The following is a 17524-nucleotide window of genomic DNA, read 5'->3' as shown; positions in this document are numbered from 1 at the left end:
CTAAACAAAAGTGGCAATGTCTATGCTCAACTCTATTACTAAACTTTTTAAACAGTTACTTGAAGGCAGCGATCTTGGCGAGCAGCACAAAGCAGATCCAAACCTAGCGATCGCTTGCCTGTTATGTGAAGTCGCCGGTGCGGATCACCAAATCGACCCTCAGGAAGCAATCGCTAAGCAGCAACTTGTTAGCCGCTTACTCAATTTAGACTCGGCGCAAACAGAAGCTCTGCTCAGCCGAGCTCAAACCAAAGCGAATGAAGCTGCGTCACTGTATGACTTCACTTCTCAGTTGCGTGAATTAAGCCAAGAGACCCGCTATGAGCTGATTCAGGCGATGTGGGAAATCGCTCATGCTGATGGCGAAATAGATCCGCTAGAAGATGCGGTGATCCGTAAAACGGCAGAACTGCTCTATGTAGATCACAGCGAATTTATCCGCGCAAAATTGTCGGTCACGGAAAACAAAACGAACTAAAGCGCCTTTCCAAGCTTTGCGCGAGCAAAGCTTGCTCCCTTTGAAGCGCGTCACTACTCATCCTTAGTCTCGATTAAACCTTGCCTGAGTATACTATTGCAGCTGCATATCGACTCGATAAGCACAATCTAAATTTACATAACTATTTCAAATATTTAGATTCGATACCCAAAAATAAATTTGTGCACTTTTTGCGCATTGTTATTAGGTTCATCACATACAAAGACAAAATGCCTAATTATGCTATCTATCAGTTAGATATTATATGGACATAGGCAAATATGAAATCACGGTCGTTTAAGACAAAGCTCTACTGTATGGTAGTGTCAATCATTACCGTCACCATCGTCACTTGTTACATCAGCGCCAACAATTTTATTGAAAACTATATTGAGGCAAGTGATCAACAAACCATCAACGCGCAAATGCAATTGGTCAATAGCGGTATCTCGCAAAATATTGCAGGAAATATCCGACTCGCTGAATCACTCGATGTGAGCTTGCTTCAAGTCGCTGGCATCATTGAGAAAACTGACTTCAGTAACATCATAAAAATCAATTTTGGTGTGATATTTGACAAAGATGGCATGCTCGACGACCAAGCCAGTGGCGAAAAATATAAACAAATGGTGGCGCAAACCAATGGCAAACTCAGCGTTGGTGATGTGTTTTATCAAGATGATAAGCCGCAAATTCATATCATAGTGCCCGAGAACGCAGAAACGGGAACCGTCTATGTACTCGATTTGCAGTTTCTCACCGACGCTCTAACTAGCGCTGCCGTTCCTGGCACGTATATGGAGCTGTATGATGCTAGCAACAACAATGTCTTCTCTAACTTACAAACTGGCGATCTAATCGAACAATCGATGCCAATTAAAGTACATGACAAAGACTGGACGCTTAAAGCCTTCGTTAACCAAGACTATACCGAACAAAACGCAGCTGCTGTCAGCCAAAAAATTACTTACGCCTTGCTCGTTGCTGCTCTAATTATTGCCCCGCTGAGTATGTTCTCGATTCATCTGCTGTTTAAACCTATCACTTCACTGAGAAAGGTCGTCAACGATCTCGCCAGTGGCGAAGCCGATCTGACCCAAAGGCTACAAGTGGTATCGAACGATGAGTTTGGTGCGATCTCGAAAGACATCAACACCTTTATTGCCCAACTACAAGAGCTTGTCGGCAGCGTAGTTCAGTCTTGTCATGAAACCAGCAGTTCAATCAATGAATTAGAGCAGCAGGCGAAAGAAAACCAAAAACTGTTCCAGTCTCACCAAACCGAAATGGATCAAGTTGTCACCTCGATTCATGAAATGAGCGCCTCTTCAGATGCGGTGACTAACGATGCGCTGCAAGCATCTAATCATACCGAAACGGCAAAAGAAGCCAGCAACCGCTCGAAACAGGTGATGCAAGATGCCTTATCGAGCCTACAAGCTTTGGTCGACGAAGTGGATAAAACCTCTGAAGCCGTGATTGCGATGAGTAAAGATACGCAAAAAATCGGTGATACTTTGGTGGTGATTGGTGATATTGCCGAGCAAACCAACTTGCTGGCGCTCAATGCTGCAATCGAAGCGGCGCGCGCGGGTGAACAAGGGCGCGGCTTTGCTGTGGTGGCAGATGAAGTGCGCGCTCTAGCCTCACGTACTCGTCAAAGCACATCAGAAATTAACGACATGCTCAGCAAGTTGCAAACGGGCAACGACGCGGTGGTGGCGAATATGGAGTCAACCAAACACCGTTGTAAACTTTATGAAGACCAAACCAGCCATGTGACTCAATCATTGGATTCAATGATGACCTTTACCGACGACATCAATAATCTCGTCGCGCAAATCGCTTCTTCTGCTAAGGAGCAAAGCACCGTCTCAGAGGAGATCAATAAAAACATGGTGCGCATTCAGGAGATGGTAAGAATATTGGTCAGCAATGGCGATCAGACAACGCAAAACGCCAATGAGCTAAACGGTCGCAATCAAACACTGCTGGCTACCGTAGAGCAGTTTAAAGTCTAACTGCCGCCAGCATCTTAAAACACAAAGCCCCACTCGTTGAGCGGGGCTTTGCCATTAATGTCAGTTGTCTGTTGGAACATAGTCCATTAGAACATGGTCAGAGCCAGCTTTGCGAGATTATACGCATCAACATAGCCTGAATGCTGACGACCTTCCCACTCAATGTTCTTTGCTTCTTGCGCGGCTTTGTGACCAATACGTTTATCTTTTAAACGATTTTGAATGCGATACAAAGTTGCCAAATTGAGGTACTCATTAAATGGCATTTCCAACCCTTTATCAGCACACTCTTTTGCCAAAACTTGGTCGTCACGACCCCATGCCGCATAGATTTTATTCGCCCCACCAAAGTTCTTGATCATCGACTTGATCACTTCACCAAGGGGACGACCTTGCTTTTCAATTTTGCGCGGGGTAATACCCGTTAACTCAGCGCAAAATAGCGATACTTCATCATGCTCAGGCTTAACGTAATACTGGGCGCGTTTAACAATTTCACCTTTCACAAGATCGATTTCTGCTAAACCAATCTCGATGATTTCGCCTGTGGTGCCCACGCCATTCTCATTCCAGCAGCACATTTCTAGATCGAAACAAACAATACGGTTGTGATTCATGACTCGCCCGGTAGGTTGTAACTAAAGGGCGAAATTTTACCGTAAAGCGCTGGCTAACCCAAGCCTAACCACAATGCATTGCTGACTGTTCGTCGAGTTATTGGGCAATTGTGACACGATTTCGCCCTGCTTTTTTGCTCGCATAGAGTTGTGCATCGGCGAGTTGCATTAATTGTTCAGCATCTTCCCCATTACGAATCGCGGCGCCAATACTTAAGGTACAAGCAACCTCTTGCTGGTTGAGAGAGATATAGCTGTTACACACCCCTTCACGGATACGATGCAAATATTGCTCTAGCTGTTGGGTATTCGCCACCGAGCTAATAATACAAAACTCATCTCCGCCCAAGCGAATTAAGCGATCACCTGCCTGCAAATAGCGGGTAACAGTATTGGCTACATGCGCCAGCATTTGATCGCCACCGGGATGACCAAAGCTGTCGTTGATCTGTTTGAAATTATCGATATCAAAACCAATCAAACTAAACGGCTCTGCGGCATCAATCGCCTGTGCGATAAAGTCATTAAATGCTCGTCGGTTATACAAACCTGTCACTGTGTCATGCTGCACCAAAAAACGCAGCTCTTCGGTGCGCTCTTCGAGCAAAGACTCAAGGTGAGCCTGCGCCCGCACCTGCATAAACACGATATAACTCAATAAGCCAGCAATCACCACACCGCCAAAGGTGATAGCGATAAGGATCAATTCATCGTTCGCGGTAATATCTTCCGTTAAACGAAAGCTGAGCGACCAAGAACGATTGGGCAAATCAATTTGGGTATTGATCTCATGACCTTGCGATTGGCTCCAGTTTTTACTTTCAAACAGAATTGGGTCATCTTCAGCATCGAATCCCAAGTCCACCACTCTTACTTCGAGTTGAGTTTTCGCCGCGGTGCGCGTCATTAAGCCATTAAAGTATTGCGAGGTACGAATCACCCCAATCACCACACCAATCAACTCTTGTCCGTTATTGCGGTCAAAGACTGGGTGATAAACCAAAATGCCATCTTTTTTGGTGCTGCGCTCATGCCCATCTTGCAGCAAACGTACCTTGTCAGAAACGCTGACTTTATGCTGAATACGCATGTTGTCGAGAATCAGTTGAAAGCGCACTCTGGCATCATAAAATCCCAAAACTTTTTGGTTGATGGCATTGTCTGGGTAAATATCACGCGCAACGAAAACCGGCTCATCATTTGGCATCATGTAGCCATAAGTAATCGGCTGATCTTTTGGAACGGTATACAAACGAAAATCAGGATGCTGCTGACGCACTTGCTCGATAAATTGCGGGATTTGGTGCTTCTCGACTTTTTGCATCCACTGCAAGGTGATCAGCGTGTCTGAAGCGGCAATGACTTCATTGGCAAACGTCGGAAACTGCGACCATTGGTTTGAGTCGACTGAATAAAAGAAGTTGGCACCGGTGCCTATTTGGTCCAGATCGTTGTCGAGGAACTCTTTTAGGATCTCGGTTTGTCTCTCAGCTAGGCTTTCAAACATCCGTTTGCCGTAGCTAACTTGCATTTGATAGGAATAAAACGCGACGAAAAAGGTCACCAACATGGTGATAAGAAACGCACTACCACTATAGAGCCACTTCTTGTCTAGTTTAAACTGCATGCATATCGTATTCTGTTCACTTAATTACATTGCGCATACTAACCTTAACTTCACATCGACTAAATCTTTTCTTGCAAGCATTTGCTTCAAGATGAGAAATAGACACTGAATTTACCACAAACAGCAAAAATCTTGCTCAAAAACAAATCAACTGACGCTGTCTATACTATTTCTAGTGTGTTTTCTTCAAGCTTCGCGACTTGAATGTGTTACCATCCACCCCAATTTACTTATGATTACTGGCTATTAGCCCAAGTTTTGTTCAAGCAAAACTTGAACTCTAACCAAGAAAGAGAATTGTCATGACGTTCGATTTACAAATGATTCCTCAAACGTTCGATATGTTGCACGCAGGTCTTGCGGCTTCTAGTGTTCTATTACTTCTCGTTGCCGTTTCGCGCAAATCCAAAGTGATTGAGAAAGTGGTCGAAAAACCGGTTGAGAAAATCGTTGAGGTTGAAAAACCAGTCGAAAAGATCGTTGAAGTAGAAAAAATTGTCGAAGTTGAAAAAGTGATTGAGAAAGTTGTCGAAGTTGAATCAAAACTGGCAACTGCAAACACAGATTCAGCAATGCAATTGCTTTCTATCATGCAACAAGAAGCGCGTTTGATTGACTTCCTAAAAGAAGACCTAACCTCATTCTCAGACGAAGAAGTGGGCGCGGCGGCTCGCGTTATCCACACTGGCGGTCAAAAAGTACTGGCTGACTACGTAACGCTAGAGCACATTCGCAACGAAGAAGAAGAAACTCGTATCACCGTTGAAGAAGGCTTCAACCCACAACAAGTGCGCCTAACTGGCAATGTAACGGGTCAAGCGCCATTCAACGGCACGCTAGTACACAAAGGTTGGAAAGCAACCGACATGAAGCTGCCTAAACTGGCTGAAAACTACGACGCTTCAGTAATTGCTCCAGCTGAGGTAGAGCTGTAATGGAACACCAACAAGCAACAACTGAATCTGCAGCAGCTGAGCAGACTCATCCAGCATTTAGCGTCGGTATCGACTTAGGTACCACGCACTGTGTGATGTCTTTCTTAGACACGCGCAACGAAGACGCGCAAGTTGAAGTGATGCCAATCCCTCAGCTCACCGCGCCAGGTACTGTGGAAACTCGTAGCCAACTTGGCTCGTTCCTATACCAACCACACGAACATGAGATGGACCCATCATCTCGCGTCCTACCTTGGTCAACCGAGCCAAAAGCACTGGTTGGTGCAATTGCACGTAACCTAGGTTCTAAAACGCCAATTCGTTTGATCGCAAGTGCTAAATCATGGCTTTGCCATGGTGGTGTCAACCGCCGTGATGCTTTCCTTCCTGCGGGCAGCCCAGAAGAAGTAGAAAAAGTATCGCCACTACGCGCAACTGAGTTGTACCTAGAGCATCTAACTGCCGCATGGAATCACGCTCATCCAAATGATCCGCTGCAAGAGCAAGATGTGACGATCACTGTTCCTGCATCATTTGACCCAGCAGCACGTGACTTAACCGCAGAAGCGGCGCGTAATGTTGGTCTTGTGCACCTTACTCTGCTAGAAGAACCACAAGCGGCACTTTACAACTGGATCGACAACAGCGGCGATAAATGGCGTGAACAAGTTGTCGTCGGTGACATCGTACTTGTGGTCGATATCGGTGGTGGTACCACTGACCTTTCTTTGGTTGAAGTAACTGAAGAAGATGGCAATCTAACGCTTAACCGTATTGCAGTAGGTGAACACATCCTACTCGGCGGTGACAACATGGATCTCGCGCTGGCTTACCGCCTAAAAATGAAACTAGCGCAAGAAGGCAAAGAGCTGCAACCATGGCAAGTTCAAGCGATGACTCACGCGTGTCGTGATGCAAAAGAAGCACTGCTTAACGATGCAGAATTGCAATCAGTGCCAATCGTAGTACCAAGCCGTGGTTCAAAACTGCTTGGCGCAACGCTGAAAACTGAGCTTACTCAGCAAGAAGTACTACAAACTCTGGTTGATGGCTTCTTCCCGAAAGTAGCGATCACTGAGCACCCGGTACAACGTAACCGCGGCGCATTAACGCAAATGGGTCTGCCTTACGCACAAGATGCGGGCATTACTCGTCATATTGCGGCTTTCCTATCTAAGCAAGCTAATGCCCTTTTAGCTTCAGGCGACGCTGCACCAGCGCAAGAGTACAACCCATTTGCTGGCATGCCAGGCATGGGCGGTGATGCGCCATCAGCGGACTTTATCAAACCAACCGCGATTCTATTCAACGGTGGTGTACTTAAATCAACACTGCTTGCAAACCGCTTAGAAGAAACGATTGGTGAATGGCTGATTGATGCAGACGCTGAATTGCCAAAACGCCTAACTGGCACTGATTTAGATCTTGCGGTGGCAAGCGGTGCGTCTTACTACGGCTCTGTACGTCGTGGTCAAGGTGTTCGTATTCGCGGTGGTATCGCATCAAGCTACTACGTGGGTATTGAAAGCGCGATGCCAGCGATTCCAGGCATGGCACCACCAATGGAAGCGCTTTGTGTCGCACCATTTGGCATGGAAGAAGGCTCAAGTGTTGATGTACCAAGCCAAGAGTTTGGTCTTATCATCGGTCAACCGGTTAACTTCCAATTCTTCGGTTCAACAGTACGTCGTGATGACCTAGCTGGTACTCACCTTGATTACTGGGCGCCAGAAGAGCTTGAAGAGCTGCCTGAAATTCAGGTGACGCTGCCAGTATCCGAGGGTCGCCGTGAAGGTGAAGTGGTTCCAGTAACCCTAGCCTCTCGCGTAACCGAGCTTGGCACGCTTTACCTTGAAGCGATTGCCGCAGACAACGGTCAAAAATGGCACGTTGAGTTTGACGTCCGCGAAGACGCGAAAAACGACGCAAACGAAAAACAATAAAAGACAATCTAACGGCATCCAATCGGGTGCCGTTTTTTGAATACACGAAGGTTTGTAATGGCATCTCCTCGTTTTCTCGTTGGTATTGACCTTGGCACCACCAATACTGTGGTGGCTTACTGTGAAATCACCGACGACCTACAACAATCCGAAGTCTCCCTATTTGCTATCGACCAGCTGATTGGCGCGGGTGAAGTGGTGCGTAAGCCGCTCCTGCCCTCTTTTCGTTACCATCCTGCGGTGGGGCAAATCTCACCAAGCGATCTCACCCTGCCTTGGCAAAACCAGCCAGTTGCCGGTGATATTGAACATGTGATCATTGGTGAATGGGCACGTGAGTTGGGCGCCAAAGTCGAAGGTCGCCAAGTTTCCAGTGCGAAAAGCTGGCTATCACACCAAGCAGTTGACCGCAGTTCAGACATTCTGCCTTGGGCAGGCGCTAGCGATGTTGAGAAAGTCTCACCGGTAGTCGCCAGTGCCAGCTACTTAAATCACATCCGCCAAGCGTGGAACTACCGCAACCCAAGCAACAAACTCGAAGACCAAGATGTGGTTGTGACAGTGCCTGCCTCATTTGATGAGACGGCGCGAAAACTCACCTTGGAAGCGGCAGCATTGGCAGGCTTAAATAAAATCGTCTTGCTTGAAGAACCGCAGGCTGTTTGTTACGACTGGTACGCTCGCCACCAGCAAACCGCTGCCGATGAACTGAAACAACTGCCGCTGATTTTGGTGTGCGACGTGGGTGGTGGTACCACCGACTTAAGTTTGATTGAAGCCAGTTTTGCTGCCGACAATGGCGATGAGCTCGCACTGAACCGTATTGGCGTGGGCGAACACTTAATGCTTGGCGGTGATAACCTCGACTTAGCTCTAGCTCACCTTGCGGAAAGTCGCTTCAATCAAAACAAAAAGCTTAATGCAGCCAGCCTTACCAAGCTAATTCAGCAAACGCGCAAAGCAAAAGAAAACCTGTTATCAGCTAACGCACCTGAGCAAGTGAAAATCACTATGCTCGGTAGCGGCTCTAAGCTGCTTGGCGGCACTAAAAGTATCGATTTGAACAAAGCCGAAGTGCACCAAATCGCACTGGATGGCTTCTTCCCTATTAGCGACTTTGCTGAACTTCCAGATAAACGCCGCAGTGCGGTGGTTGAGTTTGGTCTGCCTTATGTGGCAGATCCGGCGGTCAGTAAGCATGTGGCGGAGTTCTTAACTCAGCATCAGCAAGTGTCCCGTGCTGCGCTGGGCATTGAAGATGACAAACAAACCGCGATTCCAGTCGGCTTGTTGCTTAACGGTGGTGTATTCAATAGTGAACTCATTACCGATCGCGTCACTACCTTACTAGAAAACTGGCGCGGCGGTGACATCACAGTGCTGGATAACCCTCATCCAGATTGGTCAGTGGCACTCGGCGCGGTCGCCTTTGGTAAAGCTCGCCGTGGCGCGCAGCTTAAAATCGGTGGCGGCGCGGCGCGCTCTTACTTCTTGCACCTACAAGAGAAAAACAAGCTTGGTAAAGCGCTCTGTTTACTGGCTAAAGGCACTGAAGAAGGTCAAGAGATCCGCTTAAGTGGTCGCCGTTTCTCGCTAACACTTGGTGAGCCAGTACGCTTTAATTTGCTGACCTCGACTCACGATACGCTCAGTAACCAAACGGCAATCCAAAACGGTGTGATGGTTAACGTCGACCCAGACCTATTCCAGCCACTGCCGCCTTATATTTCGACCTTGGATAGCGAAGGGGTGGAACTGCACGCCAACCAAAAAGAGCGCGTTGAAGTTCTGCTTGCTTGTCAGCTTACCGAAGTGGGTACCTTGAAGATGGAATGCGTTTCAACTCAGGACGAAAGCAAACGCTGGGCGCTGGAATTTGAAGTACGCAACCAACAAGCTGCTGAGGAAGAACAGAATCTTCACCCGCGTTTAAGCGAGTGTAAAGAGCTGATTACCCGTATCTACAGCGCCAATAAAAAGAGCGCTGAAAACAACGAAATCAAGACGCTGGCTAAAGATCTGGAAAAACGCCTTGGTCAACGTGATGAGTGGGACTTCGCTACCCTGCGTCAACTGTTTGATGCTTTTGCCACCGGGCGTAAGCGTCGTCGCCGCTCTGAGCAACATGAGAAAAACTGGCTACGATTGGCTGGTTTCTCACTACGCCCAGGCTTTGGTGATGCCACCGATGGCTGGCGTATTGAACAGGTGTGGAGCCTATACCAACAGGGTATCCAGTTTAAAAACCATCAAGGTTGGACAGACTGGTGGGTGTTCTGGCGCCGCATTGCCGGCGGCTTAAATCAAGAGCAGCAAGAAAGCATCTTGGCAGATATCGCCAAATATCTGCACCCTGGCGCGATGAAAAACCCACAATCTGCCAAAGCGGCGCAAGATATGGGGTATGAATCCATGGTACGTCTCTCTGCCTCCTTAGAGCAATTGGATGTGAAAGATAAAGTGCTGCTCAGCAGTTGGTTCTTAAGCAAAGCCATCAACCACAATCAGTTCCAACAAGCGCACTGGTGGGCGTTAGGTCGCCTAGCGTCGCGCGCGCCACTTTATGGCAGCCAACACAATGTGGTAAGCCGTGAGCAAGCGGAACAATGGCTACCTAAGATACTTGAACAAAACTGGCAGAAAGAGCCGATGATTGCCTTCGCGGCGGTTATGATTTGTCGCAAAACGGGCGATCGCCTGTTTGATATTTCTGATGACTACCGCCAGCAAGTATTAGCGAAACTTAAGCAGAGTAAAGTGCCTGAGTCATGGCTAGAGTTGGTGGCTGAAGTCAAAGAGCTGTCTGCAACTGAGTCAAAACGCGTCTTTGGTGATGCTCTGCCAAGCGGCTTAACCTTAGTTAATCATTAATCGAACCAAGCCACCTGTTTAACAAGTTTGTAAACAAGGTGGCTTTTGTTTATCGACGCAAGTAATATGAGCAGGGATTGGAACAAGGTAGTGCATTGATGCAAAAAACAAATCGACAGTTATTGATCGCTCTGTTTAGCGCGTTTTGCTTGTTATGGCTTAGTGCCATCAACGCCGTTCAAGCCAGCACTCAAATACCAAACCACCCTGTAAGCGTGGAGCTAACCTCAGTCGAGTCTAGCGCTGAGCCTTTTTGCCCCGAGCAAGAAAACCAACCCCATTCGGCAAACCATCATGCCAAAGTCGAGCACCAAAGCTGCTCCTCATTTTGCGTAATGAAAATGCCCTTTGAACCGACCCACTACGCCCTACAAATCGCACCCAGTGCTATTGCCCCTATCGGTCAAGAGAGCGTAGGCAAAGCCATCAGTCGGATTCAAACTTTGTTTCGTCCCCCGATAAATTCACCCCTAATCAGAACACTTCATGCTTAACGCATGCGCATTAAATTAAGTTAAATATTAGGAATTCAAATCATGAAGAAACTATTTGCCCTATTCACCAGCTTAGTGATGGCATTTTCTGTCCAAGCAACGACTTTTACCGAAGGCGATTACTACACGGTTATCGACCAACCAAAAGCAGACAAGCCGACCGTCACTGAGTACTTCTCTTTCTACTGCCCACACTGCTACCAGTTCGAATCCATCGTTAAAAACCTCAAGCCAGCACTGGCTGACGATGTTACGTTTGAAAAAGTGCACGTTGGTTTTATGGGCGGCGCGATGGCTGAGCCTATGGTGAAAGCCTACGCAACCATGGTGCAACTACAAGTTGAAGACACCATGATCCCGAAGATGTTTGAGCAAATCCATATCCTGCGTAAAGCGCCACAAAATGAAGCCGAACTACGTCAAGTCTTCACTGACAACGGCGTAAGCAGCAACGCGTTTGATCTTGCTTACAACAGCAAAGCAGTAGAGCAAAAGTTAGCGGAATACAACGAACGTTTTAGCAATAGTACTCTGCGCGGCGTACCAGCAGTGGTGGTGAACGACAAATACATCGTGGTGGCGAATAAAATTAAGAGCTTCGATGAGTACAACCAGTTAGTCAATTACCTACTGACACTGTAACAACCACTCAACTACCTAAGCCAGAGCATCGCTCTGGCTTTTACTTTGCACTCTCCGGAATCTCTTATATCAGCCTCATCGCAAGATAAAGACCAAAGCCATAACTTAAATGAGTACAAAGTGACATCAACCGTGCGCGACTGGGATGCGGCACTTTACTCGCCGCAACACCAAACCCCAAACAAGGCTGCAAAAAGAAAAAGGGAAATACCAAAGTTACCATGCCAAACAGCAAAGCCAATTCAAGCTGAGCTTGCACACCAACACCCAGTATGTAAATCGCGGCAAAAACGCCACCGATGGCATAGTGCAACAACCAACCTAGCATGCGCTCACCTTTGAGAGTCGGAGTTTGCAGTATCGTATTATGCTGCCATTTCCCGCTGGGTAGCGATAGAAACCAGCGACCAACTAGAGCGTAATTTAAGCTTGGGATCTTAAGCACTTTCGATTGGAAAACACTCCACATATCCATCACTACCGTCGCGATTATCCCGATAGCTATTGCTTTTAATCCTAACCACATCAAATCCACCTACCTCTCCTTTTACTCTTCGCTTTAGGCTGTTATCTTAAACACAGCGTACAACTTGAAGTTGACTTTAAGTCAAGGTGGAATATGGATATTTCCGAGGTTGCTAAGCGTTCAGGCATCAAGGCATCCGCACTTAGGTACTATGAAAAGATCGGTTTAATCCGCTCACACGGGCGAGTTGGTCTACGCCGGCAATATCACCCTAGCGTGCTAGAAAAACTCAACCTGATCAGTTTAGGTAAAGCGGCAAACTTATCACTGGAAGAAATCAAAGCGATGTTTGATGGCGAAAAGCAACTTAACATCAATCGTCCATTGCTGGCAGCAAAAGCCGAGCAGCTTAACAGCGAAATTAAGCGATTGCTGGCAGTAAGAGATAGCCTTGAACACGTGGCTCAGTGCCCAGCAGAAAACCACCTTGATTGCGCATCTTTTCAAAAACTAATACGAAAAGTCAGTTTGACGACAAAATATAGTAAGGAAACGGCGTGAACTTAGAACATTTTGATGCCATTTATCAACGCGCTGCCGAGCGTAAAGGTGGCGCAGCGCAACTAGAAGCGATGTTAAGCACCCCACTTAGCAAGCAAGAGCTTATTGAAATCCCCGATGATCGTTGGCTATCTGCGTTTTCACAAAAAGTATTTCAAAGTGGCATGAGTTGGAAAGTCGTGCGCAACAAGTGGCCAAACTTTGAAGAGCTGTTCTTCGGCTTTAAAATTGGTCCACTTTTGATGCTCTCTGATGAGCAATGGGACATAAAGTCCACCGACAAACGAATTATTCGCCACCACAGCAAAGTGATGTCTATCGCGGCAAACGCGCAGATGATCTATGAAGCTGGCATCGCGCATGGCTCGTTTTCACAGATGGTTGCCAACTGGCCAATCGAAGACATTACCGGATTGTGGCTCTATCTGAAAAAACACGGTCAACGCCTAGGTGGCAACACAGGTCCCTACTCACTGCGCCAAGTGGGCGTGGATACCTTCATCCTCTCTGGTGATGTGGAAGCCTATTTACGTAGTTACAAAATTATCGAAGGTGGAAAAGACACTAAACGTTCACTTGCGCAATGCAATCAAGCGTTTACTCATTGGCAGCAACAAAGCGGTCGAAGTCTGACTCAGATCAGCCAAATAATTGCCTTTAGTAGCGGTGATAATCGCCTATGATTCAGCATTTCTAATGCGCACCTTTGCACTTCTTTACACAAGAAGTGCAAAGGCCATGATGGACGTTCAGAATCAATTCATCCAGATGAGGTAAAATCACTACTACCAAATTTTGCTATCTCTCCTTTTTATGCGAACACTACTGGCTTTACTACTTCCATTGATGACCGTTGCGTGTGCATCAAAGGATGTACATCCACTCTATACACCATCAGGCATTGAACCTGTCACCAGCTATGACAGCTTTGACGACTACGTGACCCAAACCAAACAGCAGCTTCTCGATAATCGCTATTTTCTTACTGATAATACCAACGCTGAGTTGCTTGCTAATATGCCCTCAGAGTTAAAACCAAACGGCAATAAAAACAACAAAGGCGTGTTGCTGATCCATGGTTTAGGTGATTCACCCTATTCATTTGTCGATATTGCTCAATCACTGCGAGCACAAGGCTTTTTGGTGCGTACGGTACTGCTAACAGGTCATGGCTCACGACCAGCCGATATGCTGGACGTCGATTATAAGCAGTGGAATCAGTTAGTTGAAAAGCAGGTCGCCCTGCTCGCACAAGAGGTTGATGAGGTTTATTTAGGGGGATTTTCTACCGGGGGTAACCTTGCGTACTCCTATGCCGCTCAAGATGAAGATATCGCCGGTCTGATGCTCTTCTCGCCGGGTTTTGTCTCCAACGAGCCGCTCGCGTTCGCCACTCCTTGGATAAGCTGGATCAAACCGTGGCTGATCGATGTCGAGCCGAGCAATGTTACCAACTATACGCGCTATTTTATGGTGCCGACCAATGGCTTTGCACAGTATTACAACACCAGTAAACAGGTGACGGATACGCTGGAGTCACAACCCTATGATAAGCCAGTATTTATGGTGCTGACTCAACACGATAGTGTGCTTGATACCCGAGCAATCAAGCAGTTATTCGACTCTCAGTTCACCAACCCAAATAACAAACTGATCTGGTTTGGTGATCAACTTTCATCAGTTGAAGGCAAAACCCGTTACATCAATAGTTATAGTAAAAAGCTACGCATTAGTAATATGTCGCACATGGGTATTCTCTATTCGCCGCAGAACCCTTACTACGGCATCAATGGCAGTGAGCGAATTTGCCGCAATGGTTCAGATATGACGGCTGACGATATCAAGCGTTGTAATGCAGGGGAAGAAGTGTGGTATAGCGCATGGGATGGAAAAGCGAACAAACATATTCACGCAAGGCTCACCTTTAACCCTTGGTACGACTTGATGATGGATGACTTAAAGGCGACCTTTAAGCTTAGCGAGTCGGCTCAAGCTCAGTAAGCAATTATAGATAGCAAAAAGACGGGCATTGCCCGTCTTTTTTATACTCATTACTCGTAATCAGATGCGTAAGTCTCTTCATAGGTGTGCGAGTAAAGTTCAAATAGGTTACCAAACGGGTCTTCCAGGTAGATCATTTGCGCTGGTTTGCTGTCGTCTTCTGGGTGGTAACGCATAATATCCATGCGCGCTTTGCCGCCGAACTCTTCAACGCGTTTGATCACGCCTTCAAAATCATCTGTTTGTAGACAGAAGTGGAAGATACCTAAGCGAGAGAAGTCGACTTCGTGGCGCTCTTGACGCTCTTTCATTTCAAATAGCTCTACACCGATACCATCTGTCGTAACCAGGTGCGCGATGTTAAAGCCCTTAAAACCTTCTCCGAATACTGCGATACACATACGACCAATCGCACTTTCACGCTCTTCAATCACTTTGGTGTTACCCATCACCACGCGCAAGCCCAAAGCTTTAGTGTAAAACTCAACCGCTTTGTCCATCTCGCCTACCATAATGCCTACGTGATTCATTTTCATACTGTGCTCCAATCTGTCTAATTTGATGTCGATGTTGTTTCGATGAGGAGAGTATAGGGAGATGAATCAATCACGTGAAATTATGATTAATTATAAGGATGATAATTTTATTTTATAATAATTTAGAAGCGAGAAGGAGTTTTAGTGTATGTCCCTAATCGCGTCTCCCATTGCGAACAACCATTTATGCTGCACTAGTTGCATAACGTAATTCAGTAAAATACGATGGTGGCAGAGTTTTATAGGATGTTTGCACTGTGGCTAATACTGTTCGTGAAATTAATCAGCATTTTTGGAGTAGCAAAACTATTCCACATCTGACCATCCGTACGACACGAGATAGTGTGTATGGTTACAAAGATCACAGCCACGCTGAACTATCAATTGGGATCATCGAGTCGGGCGTAACTCAATTGTCCATGCCTGAGGGAAAGATAGTTCTCAATAAAGGCGACGTTATTCTAATTGGTCCAAATATTGTTCATGCGTGTAATCCAGTAGAAGGTATGACACGCAGCTATCAGATGCTCTATATCGATAACACGTGGTGTTGTAACGTCCTATCAACTTTATATGGCTATAAGGTTACCCAATATACTTGTGACACTAGCGTACTGGCTTGCATGGCAGACGATACAAACCTAGCCGACTTGATTAGCTGCCTGATAAAGCAAGAATCTCAAGAACTTGCCGCAGAACTCGATAGCTTTTTGTTCAATATTTTAAGTCGCTACTGCTCGCCGCAACGTGCCGAGGAGAATGATGACGAATTGGCTCATAAGTTGAGAAGCACCCTATTGCAGGACATTGCGAACCCTCCATCGTTAGATATTATCGCTCAGGAGTTTGGACGCCCTAAAGAAACTCTCATTCGAAACTTTAAACGCCATTTTGGTATCACGCCTAAATCATTTTTGAACAATAATCGCGTTGAAAAAGCTAAGTGTTTATTAAGGTGTGGTGTAAGTATCGTTGATGCTGCCACTGAAGTGGGCTTTTCAGACCAAAGCCAATTGCACCGAGCATTCGTAAGTTATACCGCCTCAACACCGCGACAATATCAACAACTAACGTCAATTTTCGACAATAATTCTTAAATGTAAAAATCTATAGTTTGGCAACGATTTAGACTATAGGTAAGCATAAATGTTATTTTCGACCCTTCTCCCTGTTGTTTTTCCCGCTCTGGCATTAGCTCACTTCGTCGCACTATTAAGTCCGGGTCAGGACTTTTTCTTAATAGTTGGTCACTCAATCCGACATAAACTACAAGGCAGTCGATTTATTTGTCTCGGGGTCGCATTGGGCAATGCGATTTATATCGCGATCGCGATTTTTGGTTGGACAAGCATCCGTGATAATCCTGTTATTTTTTCAGTCGTTGAAATCTTAGGTGCGGGTTATCTTTTATGGATTGGCTCTAGGTTACTGAAAAGTAAAGCAAGCGATGCTGTTTTAGAGGCGGAACAAGAGCAAGTCCCTTCGGCAATAAAACAGCTGTTGCTTGGTTTAAACTCTGCTCTACTCAACCCCAAAAACGCCTTGTTCTATATGAGTATCATGGCCGTTATTCTAGGCAATGAAGTAACACTAGTGCAGCAAGTATTTTGTGGAGCGTGGATGTTTCTTGTTGTCCTACTTTGGAATCTGTTTATTGCAGCAACTATCGGACAACCTCGTGTACAAACAAACTTGAAGCACAGTATTCACCTAGTGGAGCGAGGCGCAGGAATCGTCCTTGTATTTTTCGGCATGGCACTTTTTATCGACTATATCCCGCTATAAAACTCGCACCTAGACGCAGCAGTCAGTACTAAAATACCACCTGCACAAAGCTAGCAATTATCTAAATTCGAGTTTGTGAGATTGGGGCTAACTTATTTATGCCCCTTTATGTGTTTATAAGTTTTTAACTGATACATTTCATCCCTAGGTTTCGAGCTTCCTCCACATGGCAGAGAGCACATGAGCGAAACTCCCAGAAGTCTGCCAAATAGTATTGTTAGCGTGTAATTATTGTATACATAAATATGCAGCCACATTTGGCAACTGTAGGCTAGATTATGTACTTCTAGCTCACTTAGTCTGGACCTTAAGAATCCCCTCATAATTTCCATATAAAACAATGAGTAGACGCACATCGCTCATTCTGATCTAATGAATTTCGCCAAAAACACACCTGATTAAATGGATTTAATAGGAATTCCTAACGATGCGCGATGTTCAAATTCTACAGCAAACTATCGAAAACCAGTGCCCAAACATTCACAAAAAACGACTTAGATCTCTGATGCTTGCAACTAAAACGGTACTCGATGGTTCGGACCTTACA

General features: G+C 46.1%; 15 protein-coding genes and 1 pseudogene. 12 read left to right on the top strand and 4 right to left on the bottom strand.

The genetic code is table 11. The annotated features are described in order from the left end of the window. The first annotated feature begins 22 nt into the window (after positions 1 to 22). Together DPF93_RS00085 and DPF93_RS00080 are read left to right on the top strand one after the other, a co-directional pair. Entirely contained in the window at positions 23 to 478 is a 456-nt protein-coding gene (locus DPF93_RS00085; RefSeq protein ID WP_114764189.1) for a tellurite resistance TerB family protein, read from the top strand. Positions 479 to 795: 317 nt separating this feature from the next. Beyond that, positions 796 to 2499, top strand: coding sequence for a methyl-accepting chemotaxis protein (locus tag DPF93_RS00080; RefSeq protein WP_164675273.1), 1704 nt, complete (start codon positions 796 to 798; stop codon positions 2497 to 2499). An 86-nt stretch (positions 2500 to 2585) separates the two neighbouring features. On the opposite strand, the gene DPF93_RS00075 is transcribed toward DPF93_RS00080, so the two are convergent. Together DPF93_RS00075 and DPF93_RS00070 are read right to left on the bottom strand one after the other, a co-directional pair. Next, positions 2586 to 3116: a 3'-5' exonuclease gene (locus DPF93_RS00075; protein WP_114764187.1), complete on the bottom strand. Its 531-nt coding sequence runs from the start codon at positions 3114 to 3116 to the stop codon at positions 2586 to 2588. A gap of 97 nt (positions 3117 to 3213) precedes the next feature. Then, complete coding sequence (locus tag DPF93_RS00070) at positions 3214 to 4743, bottom strand: sensor domain-containing diguanylate cyclase (RefSeq protein WP_114764186.1); 1530 nt, start codon at positions 4741 to 4743, stop codon at positions 3214 to 3216. 302 nt (positions 4744 to 5045) lie between these two features. Between DPF93_RS00070 and DPF93_RS00065 the strand changes: the two genes are divergently transcribed. The 4 genes from DPF93_RS00065 (at position 5046) to DPF93_RS00045 (ending at position 11628) form a co-directional block, all read left to right on the top strand. Then, positions 5046 to 5678: a DUF2760 domain-containing protein gene (locus DPF93_RS00065; RefSeq protein ID WP_114764185.1), complete on the top strand. Its 633-nt coding sequence runs from the start codon at positions 5046 to 5048 to the stop codon at positions 5676 to 5678. Continuing rightward, positions 5678 to 7621, top strand: a complete 1944-nt coding sequence (locus DPF93_RS00060) for an Hsp70 family protein (RefSeq protein ID WP_114764184.1) — start codon at positions 5678 to 5680, stop codon at positions 7619 to 7621. Before DPF93_RS00065 ends, DPF93_RS00060 begins: the two co-directional genes overlap by 1 nt. A gap of 57 nt (positions 7622 to 7678) precedes the next feature. Continuing rightward, positions 7679 to 10492 carry an Hsp70 family protein gene (locus DPF93_RS00055; RefSeq protein ID WP_114764183.1) on the top strand — a complete coding sequence of 938 codons (2814 nt, stop codon included), beginning with the start codon at positions 7679 to 7681 and terminating at the stop codon, positions 10490 to 10492. A 536-nt stretch (positions 10493 to 11028) separates the two neighbouring features. Continuing rightward, complete coding sequence (locus DPF93_RS00045; protein WP_114764181.1) at positions 11029 to 11628, top strand: thiol:disulfide interchange protein DsbA/DsbL; 600 nt, start codon at positions 11029 to 11031, stop codon at positions 11626 to 11628. A 64-nt stretch (positions 11629 to 11692) separates the two neighbouring features. On the opposite strand, the gene DPF93_RS00040 is transcribed toward DPF93_RS00045, so the two are convergent. After that, complete coding sequence (locus DPF93_RS00040) at positions 11693 to 12154, bottom strand: DUF2938 family protein (protein ID WP_114764543.1); 462 nt, start codon at positions 12152 to 12154, stop codon at positions 11693 to 11695. Between the two features lie 93 nt (positions 12155 to 12247). Between DPF93_RS00040 and DPF93_RS00035 the strand changes: the two genes are divergently transcribed. The 3 genes from DPF93_RS00035 (at position 12248) to DPF93_RS00025 (ending at position 14656) form a co-directional block, all read left to right on the top strand. After that, positions 12248 to 12655, top strand: coding sequence for a helix-turn-helix domain-containing protein (locus DPF93_RS00035; RefSeq protein WP_114764180.1), 408 nt, complete (start codon positions 12248 to 12250; stop codon positions 12653 to 12655). Next, the gene (locus DPF93_RS00030) at positions 12652 to 13338 is read left to right on the top strand and encodes a DNA-3-methyladenine glycosylase I (protein WP_114764179.1); all 687 of its coding nucleotides are present in this window, start codon (positions 12652 to 12654) and stop codon (positions 13336 to 13338) included. Before DPF93_RS00035 ends, DPF93_RS00030 begins: the two co-directional genes overlap by 4 nt. A 130-nt stretch (positions 13339 to 13468) precedes the next feature. Next, positions 13469 to 14656, top strand: coding sequence for an alpha/beta hydrolase (locus tag DPF93_RS00025; protein WP_114764178.1), 1188 nt, complete (start codon positions 13469 to 13471; stop codon positions 14654 to 14656). A gap of 50 nt (positions 14657 to 14706) precedes the next feature. Here DPF93_RS00025 and DPF93_RS00020 read toward each other — a convergent pair whose 3' ends face one another. Continuing rightward, on the bottom strand, positions 14707 to 15192 hold the full coding sequence (locus DPF93_RS00020; protein WP_114764177.1) for a VOC family protein: 486 nt from the start codon (positions 15190 to 15192) through the stop codon (positions 14707 to 14709). Positions 15193 to 15449: 257 nt separating this feature from the next. Between DPF93_RS00020 and DPF93_RS00015 the strand changes: the two genes are divergently transcribed. The 3 genes and pseudogenes from DPF93_RS00015 to DPF93_RS21420 all read left to right on the top strand — a co-directional run. After that, positions 15450 to 16289 carry an AraC family transcriptional regulator gene (locus DPF93_RS00015; protein WP_114764176.1) on the top strand — a complete coding sequence of 280 codons (840 nt, stop codon included), beginning with the start codon at positions 15450 to 15452 and terminating at the stop codon, positions 16287 to 16289. 49 nt (positions 16290 to 16338) lie between these two features. Continuing rightward, the gene (locus DPF93_RS00010) at positions 16339 to 16977 is read left to right on the top strand and encodes a LysE family translocator (protein WP_114764175.1); all 639 of its coding nucleotides are present in this window, start codon (positions 16339 to 16341) and stop codon (positions 16975 to 16977) included. A 427-nt stretch (positions 16978 to 17404) separates the two neighbouring features. Further along, a pseudogene (locus DPF93_RS21420) lies at positions 17405 to 17524 on the top strand (IS4 family transposase); the annotation flags it as partial.

The organism is Vibrio rhodolitus, assembly GCF_003350325.1.
GTDB classification, from domain to species: domain Bacteria; phylum Pseudomonadota; class Gammaproteobacteria; order Enterobacterales; family Vibrionaceae; genus Vibrio; species Vibrio rhodolitus.
Note: the sequence above shows the minus strand (reverse complement) of the source record. Positions and strands in the feature narration are given on the sequence as shown.